General features: G+C 68.6%; 15 protein-coding genes. 7 read left to right on the plus strand and 8 right to left on the minus strand.

Annotation, left to right across the window (positions count from 1 at the left end):
* Nucleotides 1–12: 12 nt before the first annotated feature.
* Nucleotides 13–1,356 (minus strand): D-amino acid dehydrogenase, encoded by a 1,344-nt coding sequence (locus R1Z03_RS03890; RefSeq protein WP_317357035.1) that lies wholly within the window; start codon nt 1,354–1,356, stop codon nt 13–15.
* Nucleotides 1,357–1,444: 88 nt separating this feature from the next.
* Here R1Z03_RS03890 and R1Z03_RS03895 point away from each other — a divergent pair, with 88 nt between their 5' ends.
* Both R1Z03_RS03895 and R1Z03_RS03900 read left to right on the plus strand, forming a co-directional pair.
* A complete protein-coding gene (locus tag R1Z03_RS03895) occupies nt 1,445–2,356 on the plus strand; it encodes a LysR family transcriptional regulator ArgP (protein ID WP_272566141.1) in 912 nt (303 codons plus the stop codon).
* Between the two features lie 53 nt (nt 2,357–2,409).
* Nucleotides 2,410–3,078: a TetR/AcrR family transcriptional regulator gene (locus R1Z03_RS03900; protein ID WP_317357037.1), complete on the plus strand. Its 669-nt coding sequence runs from the start codon at nt 2,410–2,412 to the stop codon at nt 3,076–3,078.
* Here the strand turns inward: R1Z03_RS03900 and R1Z03_RS03905 are convergent.
* The 3 genes from R1Z03_RS03905 to R1Z03_RS03915 form a co-directional block, all read right to left on the minus strand.
* On the minus strand, nt 3,026–3,448 hold the full coding sequence (locus tag R1Z03_RS03905; RefSeq protein ID WP_272566139.1) for a universal stress protein: 423 nt from the start codon (nt 3,446–3,448) through the stop codon (nt 3,026–3,028). The genes R1Z03_RS03900 and R1Z03_RS03905 overlap by 53 nt on opposite strands.
* Before the next feature lie 125 nt (nt 3,449–3,573).
* Nucleotides 3,574–4,419 (minus strand): metallophosphoesterase, encoded by an 846-nt coding sequence (locus R1Z03_RS03910; protein WP_317357039.1) that lies wholly within the window; start codon nt 4,417–4,419, stop codon nt 3,574–3,576.
* 33 nt (nt 4,420–4,452) lie between these two features.
* Entirely contained in the window at nt 4,453–5,421 is a 969-nt protein-coding gene (locus R1Z03_RS03915; RefSeq protein WP_284430404.1) for a LysR family transcriptional regulator, read from the minus strand.
* A 126-nt stretch (nt 5,422–5,547) separates the two neighbouring features.
* On the opposite strand from R1Z03_RS03915, the gene R1Z03_RS03920 reads away from it, so the two are divergent.
* Nucleotides 5,548–5,988: a hypothetical protein gene (locus tag R1Z03_RS03920; RefSeq protein ID WP_272566134.1), complete on the plus strand. Its 441-nt coding sequence runs from the start codon at nt 5,548–5,550 to the stop codon at nt 5,986–5,988.
* A gap of 68 nt (nt 5,989–6,056) precedes the next feature.
* On the opposite strand, the gene R1Z03_RS03925 is transcribed toward R1Z03_RS03920, so the two are convergent.
* From R1Z03_RS03925 to R1Z03_RS03940, 4 genes are all read right to left on the minus strand, one after another.
* Entirely contained in the window at nt 6,057–9,176 is a 3,120-nt protein-coding gene (locus R1Z03_RS03925) for an efflux RND transporter permease subunit (protein WP_317357042.1), read from the minus strand.
* Nucleotides 9,173–12,334: an efflux RND transporter permease subunit gene (locus tag R1Z03_RS03930; RefSeq protein ID WP_317357044.1), complete on the minus strand. Its 3,162-nt coding sequence runs from the start codon at nt 12,332–12,334 to the stop codon at nt 9,173–9,175. Before R1Z03_RS03930 ends, R1Z03_RS03925 begins: the two co-directional genes overlap by 4 nt.
* A gap of 52 nt (nt 12,335–12,386) precedes the next feature.
* The gene (locus R1Z03_RS03935) at nt 12,387–13,640 is read right to left on the minus strand and encodes an efflux RND transporter periplasmic adaptor subunit (protein WP_317357046.1); all 1,254 of its coding nucleotides are present in this window, start codon (nt 13,638–13,640) and stop codon (nt 12,387–12,389) included.
* A 318-nt stretch (nt 13,641–13,958) separates the two neighbouring features.
* On the minus strand, nt 13,959–15,821 hold the full coding sequence (locus tag R1Z03_RS03940; RefSeq protein ID WP_317357048.1) for a phosphoenolpyruvate carboxykinase (GTP): 1,863 nt from the start codon (nt 15,819–15,821) through the stop codon (nt 13,959–13,961).
* A 431-nt stretch (nt 15,822–16,252) separates the two neighbouring features.
* Between R1Z03_RS03940 and R1Z03_RS03945 the strand changes: the two genes are divergently transcribed.
* The 4 genes from R1Z03_RS03945 (at nt 16,253) to R1Z03_RS03960 (ending at nt 20,317) form a co-directional block, all read left to right on the plus strand.
* Nucleotides 16,253–17,026: an enoyl-CoA hydratase/isomerase family protein gene (locus tag R1Z03_RS03945; protein ID WP_317357051.1), complete on the plus strand. Its 774-nt coding sequence runs from the start codon at nt 16,253–16,255 to the stop codon at nt 17,024–17,026.
* A 165-nt stretch (nt 17,027–17,191) separates the two neighbouring features.
* On the plus strand, nt 17,192–17,821 hold the full coding sequence (locus tag R1Z03_RS03950; RefSeq protein WP_317357053.1) for a TetR/AcrR family transcriptional regulator: 630 nt from the start codon (nt 17,192–17,194) through the stop codon (nt 17,819–17,821).
* A gap of 150 nt (nt 17,822–17,971) precedes the next feature.
* Nucleotides 17,972–18,967 carry a tripartite tricarboxylate transporter substrate binding protein gene (locus R1Z03_RS03955; RefSeq protein WP_317357054.1) on the plus strand — a complete coding sequence of 332 codons (996 nt, stop codon included), beginning with the start codon at nt 17,972–17,974 and terminating at the stop codon, nt 18,965–18,967.
* Nucleotides 18,968–19,099: 132 nt separating this feature from the next.
* Nucleotides 19,100–20,317 carry an acyl-CoA dehydrogenase family protein gene (locus R1Z03_RS03960; protein WP_317357055.1) on the plus strand — a complete coding sequence of 406 codons (1,218 nt, stop codon included), beginning with the start codon at nt 19,100–19,102 and terminating at the stop codon, nt 20,315–20,317.
* The last annotated feature ends 2 nt before the right edge of the window (nt 20,318–20,319 follow it).

Raw genomic sequence — 20,319 nt, forward strand, 5'->3', positions numbered from 1 at the left:
AGGCCGCCCCGGTCAGGCCGCGACGGGGGCGGACGCGGCGGCACCTGCGGCCACGCCCTGGCCCAGGAAGCCGAAGGCCATGGCCGGCCGCTCGCCGCTGATCAGCTCGGCCACCGCCTTGCCCGAGCCCGCGCCGTGTGTCCAGCCCAGCGTGCCGTGGCCCGCGTTGACCCACAGCTTGCCCACGCGCGTGCGGCCGATGAACGGAATGTTGGTGGGCGTGGCCGGCCGCAGGCCGGTCCAGTACTGCGGGTTGCCGCCTTCCTCGGGCGTGCGGGTGTCGCACACGCCGGGCAGGATGGCCTCGATGCGGCGCGACAGCATGTGGCAGCGCGCCCGCGCCAGGGGGCTGTCCAGCGACAGGTCGTAGCCGCCCAGCTCGATGGTGCCGGCCACGCGCAGCACGTTGCCCAGGCGGCTCATGGCGATCTTCTTGCCGTCGTCGATGGTCGAGACCAGCGGCGCGCCCTCGGGCTTGAGCAGCGGGAAGGTCGCGCTGTAGCCCTTGCCGGGGTAGATCGGCAGGTCCACGCCCACGGTGCGCAGCAGCGGGGCGCTGTAGGTGCCGCAGGCGACGACGATCGCATCGGCGGTGAGGTTCTGGTCTTTCTGGCTTCCAGCGCTGGTGCTGCGTGCGCGGACGGCTACGGATTCGATAGCGCCACCGGCCTGGTTCAGGCGCACCACGTCGTGGCCGTAGAGGAACTGCACGCCGCGCTCGGCGCAGCGGCGCGCGAGCTCCTGCGTGAACAGGCGGGCGTCGCCGCTTTCGTCGGTGCTGGTGTAGGTGCCGCCGGTGATGTGATCGCCGTAGGCGCGGAAGGCCGGCTCGATCTGCAGCAGCTCGTCGCGGCTGACCAGGCGGCGCTGCACGCCGTGCCGGCGCATCACCTCGACCGCATGGCCGGCGGCGTCGAACGATTTCTGGTCGGTGTAGAAGTGGGCGATGCCGCGCTCCAGCCGGTGGTATTCGATGCCGGTGGCGCGCACCACGTCCTTCAGGGCGGCATGGCTGTAGGCGCCCAGGGCCACGATCTGCTGCACGTTGCGCTCGAACGCCGCATCGTTGCACTGCGCGAGGAATTTCAGGCCCCAGCGCCACTGGTCCCAGTCGAGCTGCGGGCGAAACAGCAGCGGTGCTTCCTTGTCGAACATCCACTTGAGCGCCTTGAGCGGCGCATCGCGGTTGGCCCAGGGCTCGCAGTAGCTCACCGAGATCTGCCCCGCGTTGGCGAAGCTGGTCTCCAGCGCCGCGCCGGGCTGGCGGTCCACGACGGTGACTTCATGGCCGCGCTCGAGCAGATGCCAGGCGGTGCTGATGCCGATGATGCCGGCGCCCAAGACGATGGTTTTCATGGGCCGGAGTGTGGATCGCGTTGCGGCGAATTAAAAGCAAAATTAAACTTCATCCAAATTCATCAGAACCTCTAATGCACGCACGCCCATGAGCAGCTTTGATCCCGCCGCACTGGAATGCCTGGCCGCCATCGTGGAGGAGGGCGGTTTCGAGCGCGCCGCCCAGCGCCTGAACGTCACGCAGTCGGCCGTCTCGCAGCGGCTGCGCGCCCTGGAGGCGCAGGTGGGCTCGGTGCTCATCGTGCGCAGCCGGCCGCTCAAGCCCACCACCGCCGGCCAGCTGCTGCTCAAGCACACCAAGCAGCTGCGCCTGCTGCGCGCCGACCTGGAGCGCGACCTGCAGGAACTCGCCCCGAGCGCCCCCGGCGGCGCGCGCGAGGACGAGCGCATCTCGATTGCCATCAACGCCGACAGCATTGCCACCTGGGCGCTGGAGGCGCTGCACGATCTGGTGCGCCAGCGCCTGCCCGTCGAGATCATCGTGGACGACCAGGATTTCACGCAGGAGTGGCTGCGCTCGGGCCAGGTGCTGGGCTGCGTCACCACGCTCAAGCAGGCGCTGCGCGGCTGCAAGGTGGTGCCGCTCGGGGCCATGCACTACGTGGCCGTGGCCTCGCCGGCGCTGGCGGCGCGCTACCTGCCGCACGGGCTCACGCCGCACAACTTCCGCGACGTGCCGTTCCTGTCGTTCAACCGCAAGGACGACATGCAGGCCGAGTTCGTGATGCGCGCCTTCGGCCTCAAGCGCGTGGCGCTGCACCACCTGTTCGTGCCCAGTTCCGAAGGCCAGGTGCGCGCCGCCACCGCCGGCTGGGGCGCGGGCGTGGTACCCGAGCTGCTGGTGCGCGGGGCGCTGGCCGACGGCAGCCTGGTGGACCTGGCGCCCGGCCATTCGCTGCCGATCCAGCTGTACTGGCACTGCTGGAACCTCGAATCGGAGGTGCTGGATGCGTTGTCCGAGGCGCTGACCCGCACCGCGGCCCGCATGCTGGCGGTGTAGGCCCCGGGCTGTCCCGGTACCGGGGGCCGCGGCCGGTCGCTAAGATGCGCCGCATGAACACGCCCCCGTCCCGCCCCTCCTTCAAGGCGCAAATGCACCAGGCACGGGAAGAGGCCATCGTGGCGGCTGCGGGCCGCCTGCTCGGCGAAAAGGGCTTCGAGGCCATGACGCTGGACGACGTGGCCGCCGAAGTGGGCGTGGCCAAGGCCAGCCTGTACAAGCACTTCGCCGGCAAGGACGACCTGTGCGCCGCCGCCATGGTGCATGCCGTGGACCGGCTGCAAGGGTTTTTGCAGAGCGTGCCGCCCGGCCAGTCCGCCATCGAGCGCCTGCAGGCGCTGCTGCGCTGGATGCTGTCGCTGCAGCTGACCGACGAGATGCCCCTGCTGCTGAGCCGCAATTCCGGCCTGGCCGGGCCGCTGCGCGACTGCGAGCGCTACCAGGCGTCGCTGCAGACCGCCAGCGCGCAGATCACCACCTGGATCGTGGAAGCCCAGGAGGCCGGCCAGCTGAGCGCCCAATGGCCGCCCGACGTGGTGCTGTGGGCGCTGCTGGCCCGTTCGGCCGACCCGCTGCCCGCCATGCTGCGCGCCACCGGCCGGTACACCGATGCGCGCATCCTCGACTGGGCGGTGGAAACGTGCTTCGGCGGCCTGGCCGCGCAAGGGGTCAGCGCACCAGCAGCACCGGCACCTGGCTGTTCGCCAGCACCTGGGTACTGACCGAGCCCATCACCAGCTTGCCGAGCGCGCCGTGGCCGTGCGAGCCCATCACGAGCAGGTCGAACTTTCCGGTGTCCGCCACCTTGCCGAGGGTTTCGCCGATGGGACCGGTCTTCACGATCCGTTGGGCCACCACCCCGTGGCGGGCGAGGAACTTGACCACCGGGCCGATGATTTTCTCGGCCTCTTCGGCGTGGTATTTCTCGACGGTTTCCTTGCCCAGGGCCGCGCGGGCGCGGGGCGGCAGGGCGGGCTGCACGGTCACCACGGTGTAATCGTGCGTGCCGGCCAGCAGTTCCTCGTGGGTGGCGAGGTAGGCGAGCATTTTCTTGGTGTACGGGCTGCCGTCGACGGCGAGGAGGATGTTCATGAAGACGTCTCCGAAAGAGAAGGGACCAGACTAATCTGCGCGTGCGCCTGTTGTCTTGACCTGCGTCATCTTTGTATGCCCTGCGCGGCGAAAGCGCCGGCGTGGAAGCCGGCACCTGCGAACGATCATACGGTGGCGGTGAAATGCGGCGAGAAGGTGTCCTGCTCGCCCTTGCGGGCATAGCCCAGCGGGTTGGCCACCACGCGGCAGCGCCAGGGCGTTCCATCGGCCCGCGCGCCCTGCACCGTGTAGTCGCTCGGCGAATGCAGGTGGCCGTGCATCCACAGCTGGGCATGGGGCAGCAGATCGTCCAGCGCATTGCAGAACCCCGCGGTGCCGGGAATCAGCCCGTAGCGCGGGTCGGCGCTTTTCAGGCTCGGGGCGAAGTGCGTCACGGCCACGGTGGGACCGTCGAACGGGCGCGCGAGCGCGTCGCGCAGCCAGGCTTGGCAGGCCAGGGACTGCTCGCGCATCGGCTCGGCCAGGAAGGGCTCGCCGCTGCGGGTGCCGCCGGTCTTGCGCAGGTAGAAGTTGGCGGCGCAAAAGGCCTTCTCGCGCTGGCGCAGGCGGCGCGCGAGGTCGGTGCTGCCTTCGTCCTCGGCCAGCGCGTCGAAGTCGCTCCAGAGGGTGGTGCCGACGAAGCGCACGCCCTCCAGCACCACGCTTTCGCGTTCCAGCCAGATCAGGCCCAGGCGGTCGCACACCTGGCGCAGGCGCTGCTGGGCGGCGTCGAAATCCTGCATGTCGTATTCATGGTTGCCGGGCACGAACAGCACGGGGGTCGGCCAGCCGGCGAACTGCGGCAGCGGGGAAAAGCGCGCCAGCCCGAAGTCGTCGTCGGCCAGCTGCGAGCCGGATTGGTAGGAGCCGATGTCGCCGGCCAGCACGAGCACGTCGGCGCCCGGGGCGGGGCTGGGGGCGAAGGCGGGGTGGGCTTCCAGGTGCAGATCGGACAGCAGTTGAATCTTCATGCGCCGATTGTGGAGGCTGGCGCGGTGCCGCCGTCAGGCCACGGGAGGGCGCCGGGCCGTGGGCAGGGCCGAGCGCGCCATCGCGCCCCGCAGCCAGCGGTGGGCCGCATCGTGCAGGCGGCGGCGGTGCCACAGCGCATCGACATGCACCGTGGGCAGCGGCATGGGCAGCGGGCGCCACACCAGTTCGCCGGCGATGCTGGCCACGCCCACGAAGTGGCGCGGCAGCACGGTGAGCAGGTCGGTGGTGGTCACCACGCGCCCAGCGGTGAAGAACTGGTTCACCGTGAGCACGATGCGCCGCTCGCGGCCCAGCGCGGTGAGCGCCTCGTCGATGAAGCCGTAGGGCTTGCCGGAAAAGCTCACCAGCAAGTGGCGCGCGCTGCAGTACAGGTCGAGCGTCATCGGCACCTGGGCGAGCGGGTGGCCGTGGCGCATCACGCACACGTATTCGCCGTCGTACAGGCGCACGCTTTCGAAGGCCACCACGCTGTCGGTCTGGGCGCGCGCGGTCAGGTCGGCCATCACCGCGGGGAAGTAGCCCACGGCCATGTCGGCGGATTCGTCGTCCAGCATGCTGCGCGGGTCGCGCGTGGTGAGCGGCACCACGCGCACGGACACCCCGGGCGCCTCGCGCTCGATGATTTCCACCAGCGGCGGGATCAGCGTGGCGCCCGTGGCGTCGGCCATGGCCAGCACGAACGTAGAACTGGCGGTGGCAGGGTCGAAATCCCCCGGCGCCAGCGACTGTTGCAATTGCGCCAAGGCCTGCCGCACCGGCGGCCACAGCGTGAGCGCCCGGGGCGTGGGCTGCACGCCCTGCCCGCTGCGCACCACCAGGTCGTCGCCCAGCACCTCGCGCAGGCGCCGCAGCGCGTTGCTCACGGCCGGCTGGGTGAGCGACAGCTTGTGCGCCGCACGGGTGAGGTTGCGCTCGGTCATCACCTCATCGAACACGCGCAGCAGGTTCAGGTCAAGCGAGCGGAAGTTGAGAGGCAGCATGTTGAACCATCACTTCAGTGAATGACTGAGATTCAAAATATAAAGTGGAACAGCCATGGGGTAAACCCTAAGATTCACCCATTCGCCCGGCAATTTCGCCAAAAGCGTCTGAAAAGGGTCCTCATCATGGCAAATTTTGTACACATCGAATACCGCACCGAACACCCCGGCGTGCAGCGCGCAGAGCGCTTCGCCGCTTCCCTGAAGGGCGCTGCCGCCAGCCTGGACGGCGCACGGGGCGCATCCTCCCTCCTGCTGGCCGCCGTCGTGGCCGCCGTGCTGGTGGTTGCCAACCAAGTGGTCGACACCCGCGCCGAAGGCCACATGCTGGCCGCCTGGATGGTCATGTGGGTGATCGCCTTCGCCGCGCTGGCCCTGCTGGCCGGTCCCGCCCGCCGCGCCAGCGCTGTGTTGCGCTCCGGCTACAAGGCCTGGGCCGAAGCCCGCCGCCGTGAAGCCGAAGACGAAAAGACCTGGAACGCCGCACTGTACGACGCCCGCATCATGGCCGACCTGAGCCGTGCCATGAACGGCATCGCGGTGGACAACATCCGCCGCTACTACTGAGATCGGCGGCCGGACCGGCCGCGAAGTCTCCCCATCAAGGGCGCCTCACCAGGCGCCCTTTTTCTTTTTCATGGCGCGCCGGGTACGGGCTCCCCACCCCTTGCCAGCCACCGCTGGCGCCAGCGCTCCAGGCCGTAATAGATGACAGGGGTGGTGTACAGCGTGAGCAACTGGCTGACCGCCAGCCCCCCCATGATGGCCAGGCCCAGCGGCCGGCGCAGCTCGGAGCCTTCGCCAGTGCCGAGCACCAGGGGCAGCGCGCCGAGCAGGCCTGCCAGATTGGTCATCAGGATCGGGCGCAGCCGCAGCGCCGCCGCACGGCGGATCGCCTGTTGTGGCGGCAACCCCTCGCGGCGCTGGGCGTCGAGCGCGAAGTCGATCATCAGGATGGCGTTCTTCATGACCACGCCGATGAGCAGAAACAGCCCCAGCAGCGCCATGAGGCTGAACGGGGTGTTGGTCAGCCACAACGCCAGCAGCGCGCCAACGCCCGCCGACGGGACGGTGGAGAGGATCGTGAGCGGGTGCACCAGGCTCTCGTACAGCACCCCAAGCACCAGGTACACGGCCAGCACCACGCCCAGGATGAGCCAGGGCTGCGAGCGCACCGCGCTGGACCGTGCCGCGTCTTCCCCGGACGGTGCCAGGTGCACCGAGGCGGGCAGCATGACGCGCGCCATCACGGTGTTGATTGCACGCTGGCCCTGCTCCTGCGTCACGCCGGGGGCGAGGCTGTAGCCGATGTACATCGACGCGAACAGCGCGTCGTGCCACACCTGGTCCTCCGCCAGCCCGTAGCGCCACGTGGCAAAGGCCGTGAGCGGCACGCGCGATCCGTTCGGGGTGAGCACCTGCATCTGCGCCAGCGATTGCGGCTGCGAAGTGAAGCGCGGGTCCACCTCCATCACCACGCGGTACTGGTTGAGCCGGTCGTACAGCGTGGTCACCTGGCGCTGGGCGTAGGAGTTGTTCAACACGGACGCCACGGCCTGCATGTCCACCCCCAGCCGCTGCGCGGCCTCGCGGTCGATGTCCACCACCACCTGCTGCGCGCCACCGTCGCTCACGGCCTGCACGTCGGTGAATTCCGGTGCCTCGCCCATGGCCAGCGACACCTTCCGGGCCCAGGTGCGCAGCGAGCGAACTTCGCCCGAGCGCAGGATGACGGCCGTATCGGCCTCGCCGAACGACACGCCGCCGATCTGGATGTCCTGCTCGATGCTGGGGCTCAGCACCCCGCCTGGCACGGCTGGCGCCTTCTCGCGAAGCCGGTTGACCACGGCTTGCGTCGGCTCGCCGCCACGCTCCGCCAGGGGTTTGAGGCTGACGATGAAAAAACTGTTGGCGATGCTGCCGCTGCCGCCGCTGGTGCCGGCCACGTGGGCCACGGCCGGGTCGGCCAGCAGCAGGCGGCGGTAGGCCTCGATCTTGGGCTGCATGACCTGGAACGAAAAGCCATCGTCGCCGCGGATGAAAGCGTGGACGATGCCGGTGTCCTGACGCGGCATCATGATCTTGGGCAGCGACTGGTAGAGCCACACGTTCACGCCCACCACGGCCAGGAAGGCGAGCAGCACCAAGAAGCTGTGGCGCAGCGCCCAGCCCAGGCTGCGGTCGTAGCCGTGGCGCAGGTCGGCCAGCATCGCGGCGCTGGCGGCCCCCACGCGAGCGGTCCAGGCATGCCGCGCCTGTGCCTGGCGTGCGCTGCGCTGCCCGCGCAGCCCATAGGCGCACAGCACGGGCGTGAGCGTCAGGGACACCACCAGCGAGATCACCACCGCCGCCGCCAGCGTGATGGAGAACTCGCGGAACAGCCGCTGCACCACGCCGCCCATGAACAGGATCGAGACGAAGACCACCACGAGGGCGAGGGTCATCGCCACCAGCGTGAAACCCACCTCGCCCGCGCCGCGCAGCGCGGCGCGCAACGGCGTCATGCCGCGTTCGATGTAGCGCTCCACGTTCTCCAGCACCACGATCGCGTCGTCCACCACCAGGCCGGCCGCCACGATGAGGGCCATGAGCGACAGGTTGTTGAGCGAAAAGCCCGCCAGGTACATCACCGTGAACGTGCCGATGAGCGACACCGGGATCGCCACGGTGGGAATGAGCGCCGTGCGCAGCCGCCCGAGAAAGGCCGCCACCACGGCCACCACCAGCGCCACCGACAGAGCGAGCGTGAGATGCGCCTCGCGCAGCGTGGCCCGGATGCCCTGCGAACGCTCGACGACGATGTCCAGCCGCGCGCTCGCAGGCACCAGCGTGCGCAGGTAGGGCAGCTGCGCACGGATCGCGTCCACGGTCGCCACCGTATTGGCGCCGGGCTGGCGCCGCACCTGCAGGATGACGGCATCGCGCTCGTTGTGAAAGCCGCTGCTGTAGCGGTTCTCGGTGGAGTCGGTCACCCGCGCCACGTCGGACAGGCGCACTGGCGCGTTCTCGGCCCAGCGCACCACGAGCGACGTGTAGTCGGCCGCGCGGGCCGGCGCGCCATCCAGCGCCAGGGGCCAGTGGCGGGCGCCTTCTTCCACCGCGCCCAGGGGCTGCACCGAGCCGGCCCGCACGATGGCCGACCGCACCTCGTCCAGCGACAGCCCCTGGTGCGCCAGGGCGCCCGGATCGAGCTGCACCCGCACCGCCGGCAGCGAGGCGCCCCCGACCGAGACATCGGACACACCCGGCACCTGCGCGATCTTCTGCGCCAGGATCGTGGAGGCGGCGTCGTACAGCGCCGAGGGCGCCAGGTCCGGCGACGACAGCGCCAGCACCACGATGGGCCGCTGGGACGACTGGATCTTGCGGAAGGTCGGGTTGCCCTTCATGCCCGCCGGCAACTGGCTGCGCACGGCGTTGATCGCCGCCTGCACGTCGCGCGCGGCCGCATCCAGGTCGCGGCCCAGCACAAATTCGAGCTTCACCTCCGTCGTGCCCTGGTTGCTGCTGGACGAGATGGCCGCCACGCCGGCAATCGCACCGAGGGCGCGCTCCAGCGGGGCGGCCACGGTGGCGGCCATGCTTTCGGGGCTGCCGCCGGGCAGGCTGGCGCTCACGCGGATGACGGGGTAGTCCACCTGCGGCAGCGCCGCCACCGGCAGCAGCCGCCAGGCCAGCAGGCCCATCAGCACCAGCGCCAGCGACAGCAGCGAGGTGGCCACCGGGCGGCGGATGCACAGGCGCGCCAGGTTCATGGCCCGCTGCCCGCCGTGCCGTCCTGCCAGGCCGCACGGCGGCGCGAAAGCCGCTGGCCCAGCCGGTCGAAATACAGATACACCACGGGGGTGGTGAAGAGCGTGAGCACCTGGCTGACCACCAGCCCGCCCACCATCACGATGCCCAGCGGCTGGCGCAACTCCGCGCCCGAGCCCTGTGCGAGCATGAGGGGCAACGCGCCCACCAGGGCGGCCAGCGTCGTCATGAGGATGGGGCGCAGGCGCAGCAGCGCGGCACGCCGGATGGCCTCGTGCGCGGGCAGCCCGAGGCGGCGCTGCGCATCCAGGGCGAAGTCCACCATCATGATCCCGTTCTTCTTCACCAGGCCGATGAGCAGCACGATGCCGATCACCGCGATCAGGTCCAGCGGGCGGCCGCTGACGAGCAGGGCCAGCAGCGCGCCGACGGTGGCCGAGGGCAGCGTGGAGAGGATGGTGATGGGGTGGATGGTGCTTTCGTAAAGCACCCCGAGCACGATGTACATGGTGACCACCGCTGCCAGCACCAGCCACAGCGTGTTGGACAGCGATGCTCGGAACGCCTCGGCCGCGCCCTGAAAGCGCGTCTCGATCTGGGGCGGCAGGCCGGTGGCCGCAAGCTCCCGTTCGATGGCCGCCACGGCCGCCCCGAGCGAGTGGCCCGCGCCCAGGTTGAACGACACCGTGGCCGCCGGAAACTGGCCTTGCTGCAGGACCTGCAGCGGCGCTGGCTGCTGGGTGATGCGCGCCACGGCCGCCAGCGGCACGCTGCGCCCGGACGGCGTGGACACGAACGTGGTCTGCAACGCATCCAGCCCGCGTGCGTGGCGCGGATCGACCTCCAGCACCACGCGGTACTGGCTGGCCTGGGTGAACAGCGTGGCGATCTGCCGCTGCGCATAGGCGTTCTGCAAGGCGGTGGCGATGTCGGCCACGGTGAGGCCCAGGCGCGCGGCGGCGTCGCGGTCCACCTCCACGTGCGCCTGCCGGCCCTGTTGCTGCAGGTCGCTGGCCACGTCCGCCAGTTCGGCGCGGGCGCGCAGCCGCTCCACCAGGCGGGGCACCCAGGTGTCGAGCAATGCCGGGTCCGGCGTGGTGAGGGTGAACAGGTACTGCGTGCGGCTCACGCGGTCTTCGATGGAGAGTTCTTGCACCGGCTGGAACCAGGCCGTGATGCCGCCCACCTGGCGCGCGCGGGCGCGCAGGCTGTCCAGGATGGCGCGGGCACTGGCCTGCCGTTCTCCATGGGCGCGCAGGTTGATGAGCATGCGCCCGCTGGAGAGCGAGGCATTGCTGCCGTCCACCCCCACGAAGGACGAAAGGCTCGCCACATCCGGCTCCTGCAGCAGTGCGTCGGCCAGCGCCTGCTGGCGCTGCGACACCACGGTGAACGAGCTGTCGGGCGCCACCTCGGTCACCACCTGGACCACCCCGCTGTCCTGCACCGGAAAGAATCCCTTGGGCACGGCCAGGTAGAGCAGGACGGTGAGGACCAACGTGGCCAGCATCGCCAGCATCGTCAGGCCCTGGTGCGCGAGCACCGCATCGATCGCGCGGCCATAGCGTTCGAGCACGCGGTCCATGAAGCCCGTGCCCTTGCCTTCGCCGGGCGGCGCGTGCAGGGGGGCCTTGAGCAGCCGGGCGCTCATCATCGGCGTGAGCGTGAGCGATACCAGCAGCGAGATTCCGATGGCCACGGCCAGCGTGAGTGCGAACTCGTGGAACAGCCGCCCGACCACGTCGCGCATGAACAGCAGCGGAATCAGCACGGCCACCAGCGACACGGTGAGCGAGACCAGGGTGAACCCGATCTCCGACGCGCCCTTGAGCGCTGCCTGCAGCGGCGGCAAGCCCTGCTCGCGGTGGCGCGCGATGTTCTCCAGCATGACGATGGCATCGTCCACCACGAAGCCCGTGGCGATGGTGAGCGCCATCAGGCTCAGGTTGTTGACCGAAAAGCCCAGCAGATACATCACGCCGAAGGTGCCCACCAGCGACAGCGGCACCACCACGCCCGGAATGAAGGTGGCCGTGGCGCTGCGCAGGAACAGGAAGGTCACCAGCACGACCAGACCCACCGCGAACACCAGCTCGAGCTGCACGTCGCGCACCGAGGCGCGGATGCTCTGCGTGCGGTCGGTGAGCAGCGCCACGTCCACGGCGGCGGGCAGGGTGGCGGTGAGCTGGGGCAGCAGGGCACGCACCCGGTCGGCGACGTCGATCACGTTGGCACCCGGTTGCCGCTGCACGTTGAGCAGCACGGCCGGCTGCCGGTCGGCCCATGCGGCCAGAAAGCGATCTTCCGGGCCGGATTCGACGGTGGCCACGTCGCCCAGGCGGATCGGAGCGCCCGGCGGCGCAGTGCCCGTGCCGGCGACGGCCGGGTTGGACGCCACCGTGCCGGTGGGAGTGCGCCAGGCGACGATGAGCCGGCGGTAGGCGTCCGGCGAGGTGATCTGGTCGTTCGCGTCCAGCAAGGTGGTGCGGTACGGGCCGTCGAAGCTGCCCTTGGGCTGGTTGGCATTGGCGCCCGCGATCGCCCGGCGCACGTCTTCCATGCCCAGTTGCTGCGCCGCCAACGCCGTGGGGTTGACCCGCACCCGCAGAGCCGGGCGGTGACCGCCGGCCAGGCTCACCAGACCCACGCCCGACAGCTGCGCGAGCTTTTGCGCCATGCGCGTTTCCACGAGGTCGTGCACCTCGTGCAGCGGCAGGCTCGTCGAGGTGATGGCCAGGGTGAGGATGGGCGCGTCGGCCGGGTTCACCTTGCGGTAGATCGGCGGTGCGGGCAGGTCGGCGGGCAGCAGGCTGGCCGCGGTGTTGAGCGCGGACTGCACGTTCTGCTCGCCCACGGCCAGGTCCGCGTCCAGCATGAACTGCAGCGTGATGACCGAGGCACCGCTGGAGCTGGTGGACGACATTTGCCGCAGCCCCGGGATCTGCCCGAGCCGGCGCTCCAGCGGCGCGGTGATGGCACGGGCCGTGACATCCGGGCTGGCGCCCGGGTGGAAGGTGAACACCTGGATGACGGGGTAGTCCACCTGCGGCAGCGCCGCTACCGGCAGCAGGCGCCAGGCGATCGCCCCTGCGATGAGCAACGCCAGCATGAGCAGCAGCGTCGCCACCGGGCGCAGGATGAACGGGCGCGAAAGATTCATGGCGGCGGCAGTACCAGGGCGGCGGTGGTTCGGGCGTTGCGGTGCAGCGCCATCAGCGCGCCGTGCTGGCGGAGGTGGAAGCTGCCGCGGCCTGCGCTTTTGCGCGCTGCTGCAGCTTATGCGCGGTCTGAGGGGGCTCGCCATCCACCACCTGCGCCACGTCGATGCCGTCCCGCAGGCGATCCAGCCCTTCCAGCACGACGGAATCGCCTTCGGCCAAGCCCTGGGTCACGACCAGGCGCTCGCCATCGCTGGCACCCAGCGCCACGCGGCGCAGCACGGCTTTACCGTCCCGCACGGTGTACACGTAGGGCCCCTGGCTGCCGTGCTGAACCGCATCCGCCGGCACAACGAGGGCATTCTCCAGCGTGCGCACTTTCAGCCGCACGTTGACGAATTGGTTGGGAAAAAGCGCGTCGTCGGCATTGTCGAACTGGGCCTTGAGCCGCAAGGTGCCGGTGGCCGTGTCGATCTGGTTGTCCAGGGTGGTCAGCCGCCCGGTTCCCAGCAGGGCGGCTTCGGCGCGGTCCCAAGCCTGCACCACCAGGGGCCGGGCACCGCGTGCGCCGGCACGTACGGCCGGCAGCTGGGTTTCGGGAATGGCGAACAGCACTGTGATGGGGTGCGTCTGCGTGATGGACACCAGGCCCTGGGCATCGGCCGTCGCGACCAGATTGCCCGCATCGACCCGCCGCATGCCCAGACGGCCGGCCACTGGGGCCTCGATCCGCGTGTACGACAGCTGCAACTGGGCCTCCTGCACCTGGGCGCGCGCAGTCGCCAGGCTGCCGCGCAGTTGGGCCACCAGGGCTTCCTGGGTTTCCAGCTGCTGCCGCGCGATGGAGTCCTGCTGCAGCAGCGTGCGGTAGCGCGCCACGTCGCGCTCCGCGCTTTGCAGTTGCGCCTGCATCTGCTGCTGCAGGCCCTCGGCCTGTGCCAGCTTCACGCGGAAGGGCGCGGGGTCGATCTCGGCCAGCACCTGGCCACGCCGCACCTCCTGGCCCTCCTGGAACAGCACGCGCGCCAACTGGCCGTCCACGCGGCTGCGCACGGTCACGCTTTGCAGCGCAGTCACGGTGCCGATGGCCTTGATCTGCTCGTCCATGGCCTGCCGCTGCACACCCACGAGGCGCACCGGAATGGGTCCGCTCCAGGGACTGGGCCCCGTTTCCTGCAGCGCAGGTTGGCGCCATATGAGATACCACGCCACCCAGGCCAGCAACACCAGCACCACGCAGCCCAGCAGCCGCAGCCAGAGACGGCGTGTGGATGCCGCCGGCATCCGCTCAGAAACCATTTCAACCATGTCGGGCCCGTCGAGGGGAGAAGAGTGCCAGCGCCGCGGGCGCAGGAAGCCGGTGCGCAACCCGGCGAACCGGGAGTTGCAGCGGCATTGTCGGTCCCATGCGAAGACGGGGCGGTGGGGACGTGTGCGGTGCGATGCCCGGTCAGGGTTGGCCGCCTGCGAATTTAGCCGAAAGAACGGTCTAAATGATAATGACTTTTAATTGGAAGGTGATCTGTGCCACCACGAAAAAGCGCCCGGGCCGCTGTGCGGACCAGGCGCTTTACATCGAACGGCCATTCGGTGGCGTGGCGCCACCAAACCCCGTGCGCGAAGGGATCAGCCAGCCAGACGCTTTTCCAGCGCGGCCTTCGTGTCGAGCAATGCGGCAGGCAGGTGGTAGGCCAGTTGATCGAAATGGGCCGTGTGCAGCTTCAGTTCGTCGGCCCAGGCGGCGGCATCGATGCGGGTGACCGTGTCGAACTGCGCCGGGGTGAATTCGATGCCCGTCCAGTTGATCTCGCCGTACTGGGGGGCGGTGCCGATCGGCGTGTCCTGACCGCTGGCCTGGCCTTCGATGCGGTCGATCATCCACTTGAGCACGCGCATGTTGTCGCCATAGCCGGGCCAGACGAACTTGCCATCGTCGCCCTTGCGGAACCAGTTGGTGGTGTAGATCTTCGGTTGTTGTGCGCCGGCGGCCGCGATTTTTTCGCCCATGTTCAGCCAGTGCTGGAAGTAGTCGCTCATGTTGTAGCCCATGAAGGGCAGCATGGCGAACGGGTCGCGGCGCACCACGCCCTGCTGGCCGGCGGCAGCGGCCGTCGTCTCGGAGCCCATGGTGGCTGCCATGTAGACGCCTTCCGTCCAGTTGCGGGCTTCGGTCACCAGCGGCACGGTGGTGGAGCGGCGGCCGCCGAAGATGAACGCGTCGATCTTCACGCCCTTGGGGTCGTCCCAGGCTTCGTCGAGCGCGGGGTTGTTGGTGGCAGCCACGGTGAAGCGCGCGTTGGGGTGTGCGGCCTTGGCGCCGGTTTCCTTGGCGATCTGGGGCGTCCAGTCCTTGCCTTGCCAGTCGATCAGGTGGTCGGGCAGCTTGCCGGTGTCCTTTTCCATGCCTTCCCACCACACGTCGCCATCGTCGGTCAGCGCGACATTCGTGAAGATCACGTTCTTGTCCAGGCTGGCCATGCAGTTGGGGTTGGTGTGGTAGTTCGTGCCCGGGGCCACGCCGAAATAGCCGGCTTCGGGGTTGATGGCGCGCAGGCTGCCATCGGCCTGGGGCTTGATCCAGGCGATGTCGTCGCCGATGGTGGTGACCTTCCAGCCTTCGAACGCCTTGGGTGGAACCAACATGGAGAAGTTGGTCTTGCCGCAGGCGCTCGGGAAGGCGGCGGCCACGTGGTACTTCTTGCCTTCGGGGTTCGAGACACCCAGGATCAGCATGTGCTCAGCCAGCCAGCCCTGGTCGCGGCCCATGGTGGAAGCGATGCGCAGCGCGAAGCACTTCTTGCCCAGCAGCGCGTTGCCGCCGTAGCCCGAGCCATACGACCAGATCTCGCGCGTTTCGGGGTAGTGCACAATGTACTTGGTCTTGTTGCAAGGCCAGGACACGTCCTTCTGGCCGGCCTGCAGCGGGGCGCCCACGGTGTGCACGCAGGGCACGAAGTCGCCTTCCATGCCCAGCACGTCGTACACGGCACGGCCCATGCGGGTCATGATCTTCATGTTCACGGCGACGTAGGGGCTGTCGGACAGTTCGATGCCCACGTGTGCGATGGGCGAGCCCAGCGGGCCCATGCTGAACGGCACCACGTACATGGTGCGGCCCTTCATGCAGCCGTCGAACAGCGGCTGCAGCGTGGCGCGCATCTCGGCCGGTGCCATCCAGTTGTTGGTGGGGCCGGCATCTTCCTTCTGGGCGGAGCAGATGTAGGTGCGGTCTTCCACGCGGGCCACGTCGCTCGGGTCAGACCAGGCAAGGTAGCTGCCAGGGCGCTTGGCGGGATTGAGTTTCTGGAACGTGCCGGCATCGACCAGTTGCTGGCAGAGGCGGTCGTACTCTTCCTGGGAACCGTCGCACCAGTAGATGGCGTCGGGCTTGCAGAGGACGGCCATGTCGGCCACCCAGGCGAGCAGGCGGGCGTTTTTGACGTAGGCGGGGGCTTTGAGATCCAGGCCTTGCATGGTGGGTGCGTTCATCGGGAGCTTCCTGAAGTTGAAAAACAGTTTTTTCAAAGGAAGCTGCCGACGAGCGGCGCGACGTGGGGGCCTGCGCATGGGTCTTCTGAGCGCTGCCTTTGAAAAAACGGCTGGATGCTCAGTCGGCGGGCGGGGAGTGCGGCGAGAGCTGCAGGGTCCGCGGGTCGGCTGGGATGACGATTTTATGAATCCCACCCGCGCCTGTCTGTCAGACAGGCATTACTTTCATGCAAAAAAGGCATGAGGTTATGTGGGTGTTGAGCATGATCTGGACTGCCATGTCGCTGCCGGGACAAATCTGCCGGTTTTTCCGTAGTCGCCTGCTTGCGTGCCCTGCGGATTTCTCCGAAAGTTCAATTACCGCCCGGCAGGTAAAAAATGGATTGCAGTGTTTTGGCCGTGGCGAGATTTCATGCCACACAAGGAGATATATGGACTTCCAGACCTTGCAACTCGCGGTGCAGGACCGCATCGCCGTCGTGACGCTGAACCGGCCACCGGTCAATGCCCAGAACGCGGAGCTGCGTGCCGAGATCACGCAGGTATTCGATGAATTGTCGGATTGGGAGGACGTCTCGGTCGTGGTGCTGACCGGCGCAGGCAAAGTTTTTTCCGCAGGTGCCGACATCCGCGAGCGCCCCAACCTCGGCGCGACCGCGGGCGCTTACGGCCGCCACAACCGGCTGGTGCGCGAATCGTTCTACGCAGTTGTCGAATGCTCCAAGCCCGTCATCGCGGCCATCAACGGGCCCGCCATGGGTGCGGGCTTCGGTCTGGTGATGGCCTCTGACATCTGGGTGGCTTCCGAAGACTGCTATGTGTCGATGCCTGAGATCAACGTAGGGCTCGCAGGGGGCGTGACTTTCCTGCAGGAGGTGTTCGGCCGTTCACGCGCACGTCGCATGTTCTTCACCGGCATGAAGGTCAGTGGCGCCGAACTCTATCGCCTGGGCCTGGTGGAGGCCTGCCTGCCTGCAGAGGAGCTGATGCCCTACGCGATGGACCTGGCGCGCGAGATCGCATCCAAGAGCCCCATTGCGCTGCGGCTGGCCAAGGAGGCCGCGCGACTGACGCAGTTGATGCCATCGCGCGATGCCTATCGCTACGAGCAGGGCAACACCGTCGCGTTGTCCAAGACGGAGGATGCCAAGGAGGCCCAGCGCGCCTTCCTGGAAAAGCGCGCTCCGGTTTACGTGGGCCGCTGATGGACACAGAGAGCAGCCGGGCCTGCGCCCAGGACGCTGCTGCAAAATGGAGGCTGCAAGACACCATCCCCATCGCAGCGATGCGAGGGGTTTGTGGCACCGGGGTGGCGCCGATCCGCCGCCCGGCCGGGTGCCAGAACTACAAAAGAGAGGAGGCCTCCCCCTATGGCAAACCGTCCAGCCGCTTCGGCGAACGACCCCGTCGACACTACGCCCACGACCCGCTCCGACACCCGGCAGGAACAGCTCATCGACATTGCATGCCGCCTGTTTGCGCAGCGCGGGTACGAGGGCACTTCGCTGCGTGACATCGCCGAAGAGGCCAAGATCACCAAGGCGGCGCTGTACTACCACTTTCCCAACAAGGAAGCGCTCTACGAGCGCATCGTGCTGGAATCCATGCAGGCGCTGGTGGACTCCGTGCGCGAGGCGATGGCCGAGGGCGCCACGCCGGTCGACAAGGTGCGCTTGTTCATGCAGTCGTCGGCCGACTTCCTCGACCGCAGCCGCCATTCCTGGATCGCTGGCTCCAACGCCTTCTGGTCCGGCAGCGCGGTTGACCCGCGTGCCATGGCCGTCTATCTGCGCGACGAGTACGAACACCTGCTGCGCGACAGCATCGCGCAGGCCATCGCGGCAGGGCAGTTCCGTGCGGTGGACCCGGCCATGGCCGGGCGCATGCTGCTGTCCATGCTGAACCACATCGCGCGGTGGCATTCGCCCGGAGGTCGCCTTACCACCCGGCAGGTGATCGAGCAGTACCTCGACATGGCGTTCGGCGGCCTGCTGCAGTAAAGCGCGCCACCTTCTCCCGGGCACCCCCCAAGCCGCCCCGGCCTGCGCCGGGGCGGCTTGTTCGTTTCTGGCCTTCCTGGCGCGTGGCGCGGGTTTTCCCTGTTCATTTACTTGCCGGCCGTTTAGTAGACTTTTCGCAGGAGTCTACCCATGCGCACTGACCGACGCCATTTCCTCTTGTTGCCCTGGAGTGCAGGCCTGGCCTGTGCCCAGGCGCGGGCGCAAGGCGTGGTGGGCGCTGAGGGACTGGTGGGGGCCAGGCCCGTCCAGATCGTCGTGCCTTACGCCGCTGGAGGCCTGACGGACAACCTGGCACGCCCGATCGCGTCGGCCCTCTCGGCGCGGTGGTCCCGGCCAGTGGTGGTCGACAACCGCAACGGCGGGGGCGGCACCATCGGCACGGCGGTGGTGGCGCGCGCGCCGGGCGATGGCCATGCGCTGCTGCTCACGGCATTCGGCTACATCGCCAATCCGCTGTTGATGAAACAGCTGCCTTACGATCCACGCGCCCTGGCTCCCCTCGCCATGGTGGGCGATACGCCCAGCGTCCTGTACGTGAGCACGCACCTGCCCGTGACGTCGGTGGCCGAGTTGGTGGTGTACGGCAAGGCACACCCGGGCAAGCTGGTGTTCGCTTCGTCCGGCAACGGATCCAGTCCGCACATCGCCGCAGAACTGCTGGCGTCCCTCACGGGCATGGACATCGTGCATGTGCCTTACCGCGGCAATGGGCCCGCGCTGAACGATCTGCTGGGCGGGCAAGTGCATGCCATGTTCGATTCGGTGGCGTCGTTGTCCCATGTGCGCAGCGGACGGCTGCGGGCGCTGGGTGTTGCGAGCACCGCCCCGCTGGCCCGGGCGCCCGAGTTGTTGCCCATTGCCCAGTCCGGCGTGCCGGAGCTGGCCCATTTCACTGCAGGGGGCTGGTTCGGCTTTTTCCTGCCGGCATCCACTGCGCCGGCATTGCAGCGATGGCTGCATGCCGAATTGCGCCAGGTTCTGGAGCAGCCCGCCGCGCGCGAGGCCGTGGAGCGTGCCGGTGTCGAGCCCCGCAACCTAGACCTGGAGGCCTTCGCGGCCTACCTGCGCGCGGAGAGCGAGCGCTGGGCCCCCGTTTTCCGTGAACGCAACATTCAACTGGATTGATGCGTGCCGTGGCCTCCACCCCGCTTGCGCGCGCAGCTGCCACGCCGCGGCCTTCTACCGCATGGTCCAGGGCTGTGGCTTCCTTCTTTTCTGCAATGAACCGGGGCTAGCGCCCCAGCACTTCCAAGCACCATGACGATCTCCCTCCCTTCATCGCACACCCTCGACCCCTACGATGCCTTCCGCGAGGAACTGCGCCAGTTTGCCGAGTCCGAATGCCCGTCGGCCCTGAAGGAGGTCGTTCGCAACAACCAGAAGGTCACTCGCAACGAGTACCGCATCTGGCAGGAAAAGCTCTTCGCGCGCGGCTGGGGTGCGCCCAACTGGCCGGTGGAATACGGCGGCACGGGCTGGGACCTGCAGCAGCGCTATCTGTTCGAGGAGGTCACCGCGCAGGCCGACTGCCCGCCCCAGTACCACCACGGCCTGGGCCACATCGGCCCGGTAATCATGCACTTCGGAACGCCCGAGCAGAAGGCGCGCTTTCTGCCGCGCATCCTGGACGGCAGCGAGTGGTGGTGCCAGGGCTACTCCGAACCCGGCGCGGGCTCCGACCTGGCGTCGCTCAAGACGGCGGCGGTGCGTGACGGCGACCACTACGTGATCAACGGCCAGAAGATATGGACCTCGCACGCGCAGGAGGCCGACATGATGTACACGCTGGTGCGCACGTCGAACGAAGGGCGCAAACAAGCCGGCATTTCGCTGCTGCTCGTGCCCATGGACACGCCGGGCATCGAGGTGCGGCCCATCCCCACGATCGACCACTGGCACCACGTCAACGAGGTGTTCCTCCACGACGTGCGCGTGCCTGTCGCCAACCTCCTGGGCGTGGAAGGCGAGGGCTGGAAATGCGCCAAGTTCCTGCTCGACCGCGAGCGGCTCTCGCCCGCGACGGTGCCGCGCCTGGCCCGGCTGGCCGAGCAGGTCAGGGAACTGCTGCGCGCGCGCGGCGCTGGCGGATCGGCGCCCAGCGCGAGCCAGCATGTGCTGCTCGAACGCCTGTACCTGGCCCAGGCCGGCGTGGCGGGCGCGCGCGAGATGCTGCTGAGCGCCATCCAGGAGGAGATGCAAGGCACGCTGGCAGCCTCGAAATCGTCGGCGCTCAAGCTCTACTGCTCGGACCTGTCCCAGCAGCTCATCGGCATCGCGCTGGACATCGCCGGCCCCGAGTACGCCGCGCGCCTGGTCGACACGGTCGCGGCCACAGGGCAGGAAGTGGCGGGCGATTCAGACGACCCCCTGCGCCAACTCATCCACACCTACCTGTTCTACCGCTCGCGCACCATCGCCGGGGGCACCAGCGAAGTGCAGAAGAACGTGATCGCCCGCGACCTTTTCGGAGCCTGACC

This window comes from Acidovorax sp. BLS4 (genome assembly GCF_032929295.1).
GTDB lineage: Bacteria > Pseudomonadota > Gammaproteobacteria > Burkholderiales > Burkholderiaceae_C > Paracidovorax.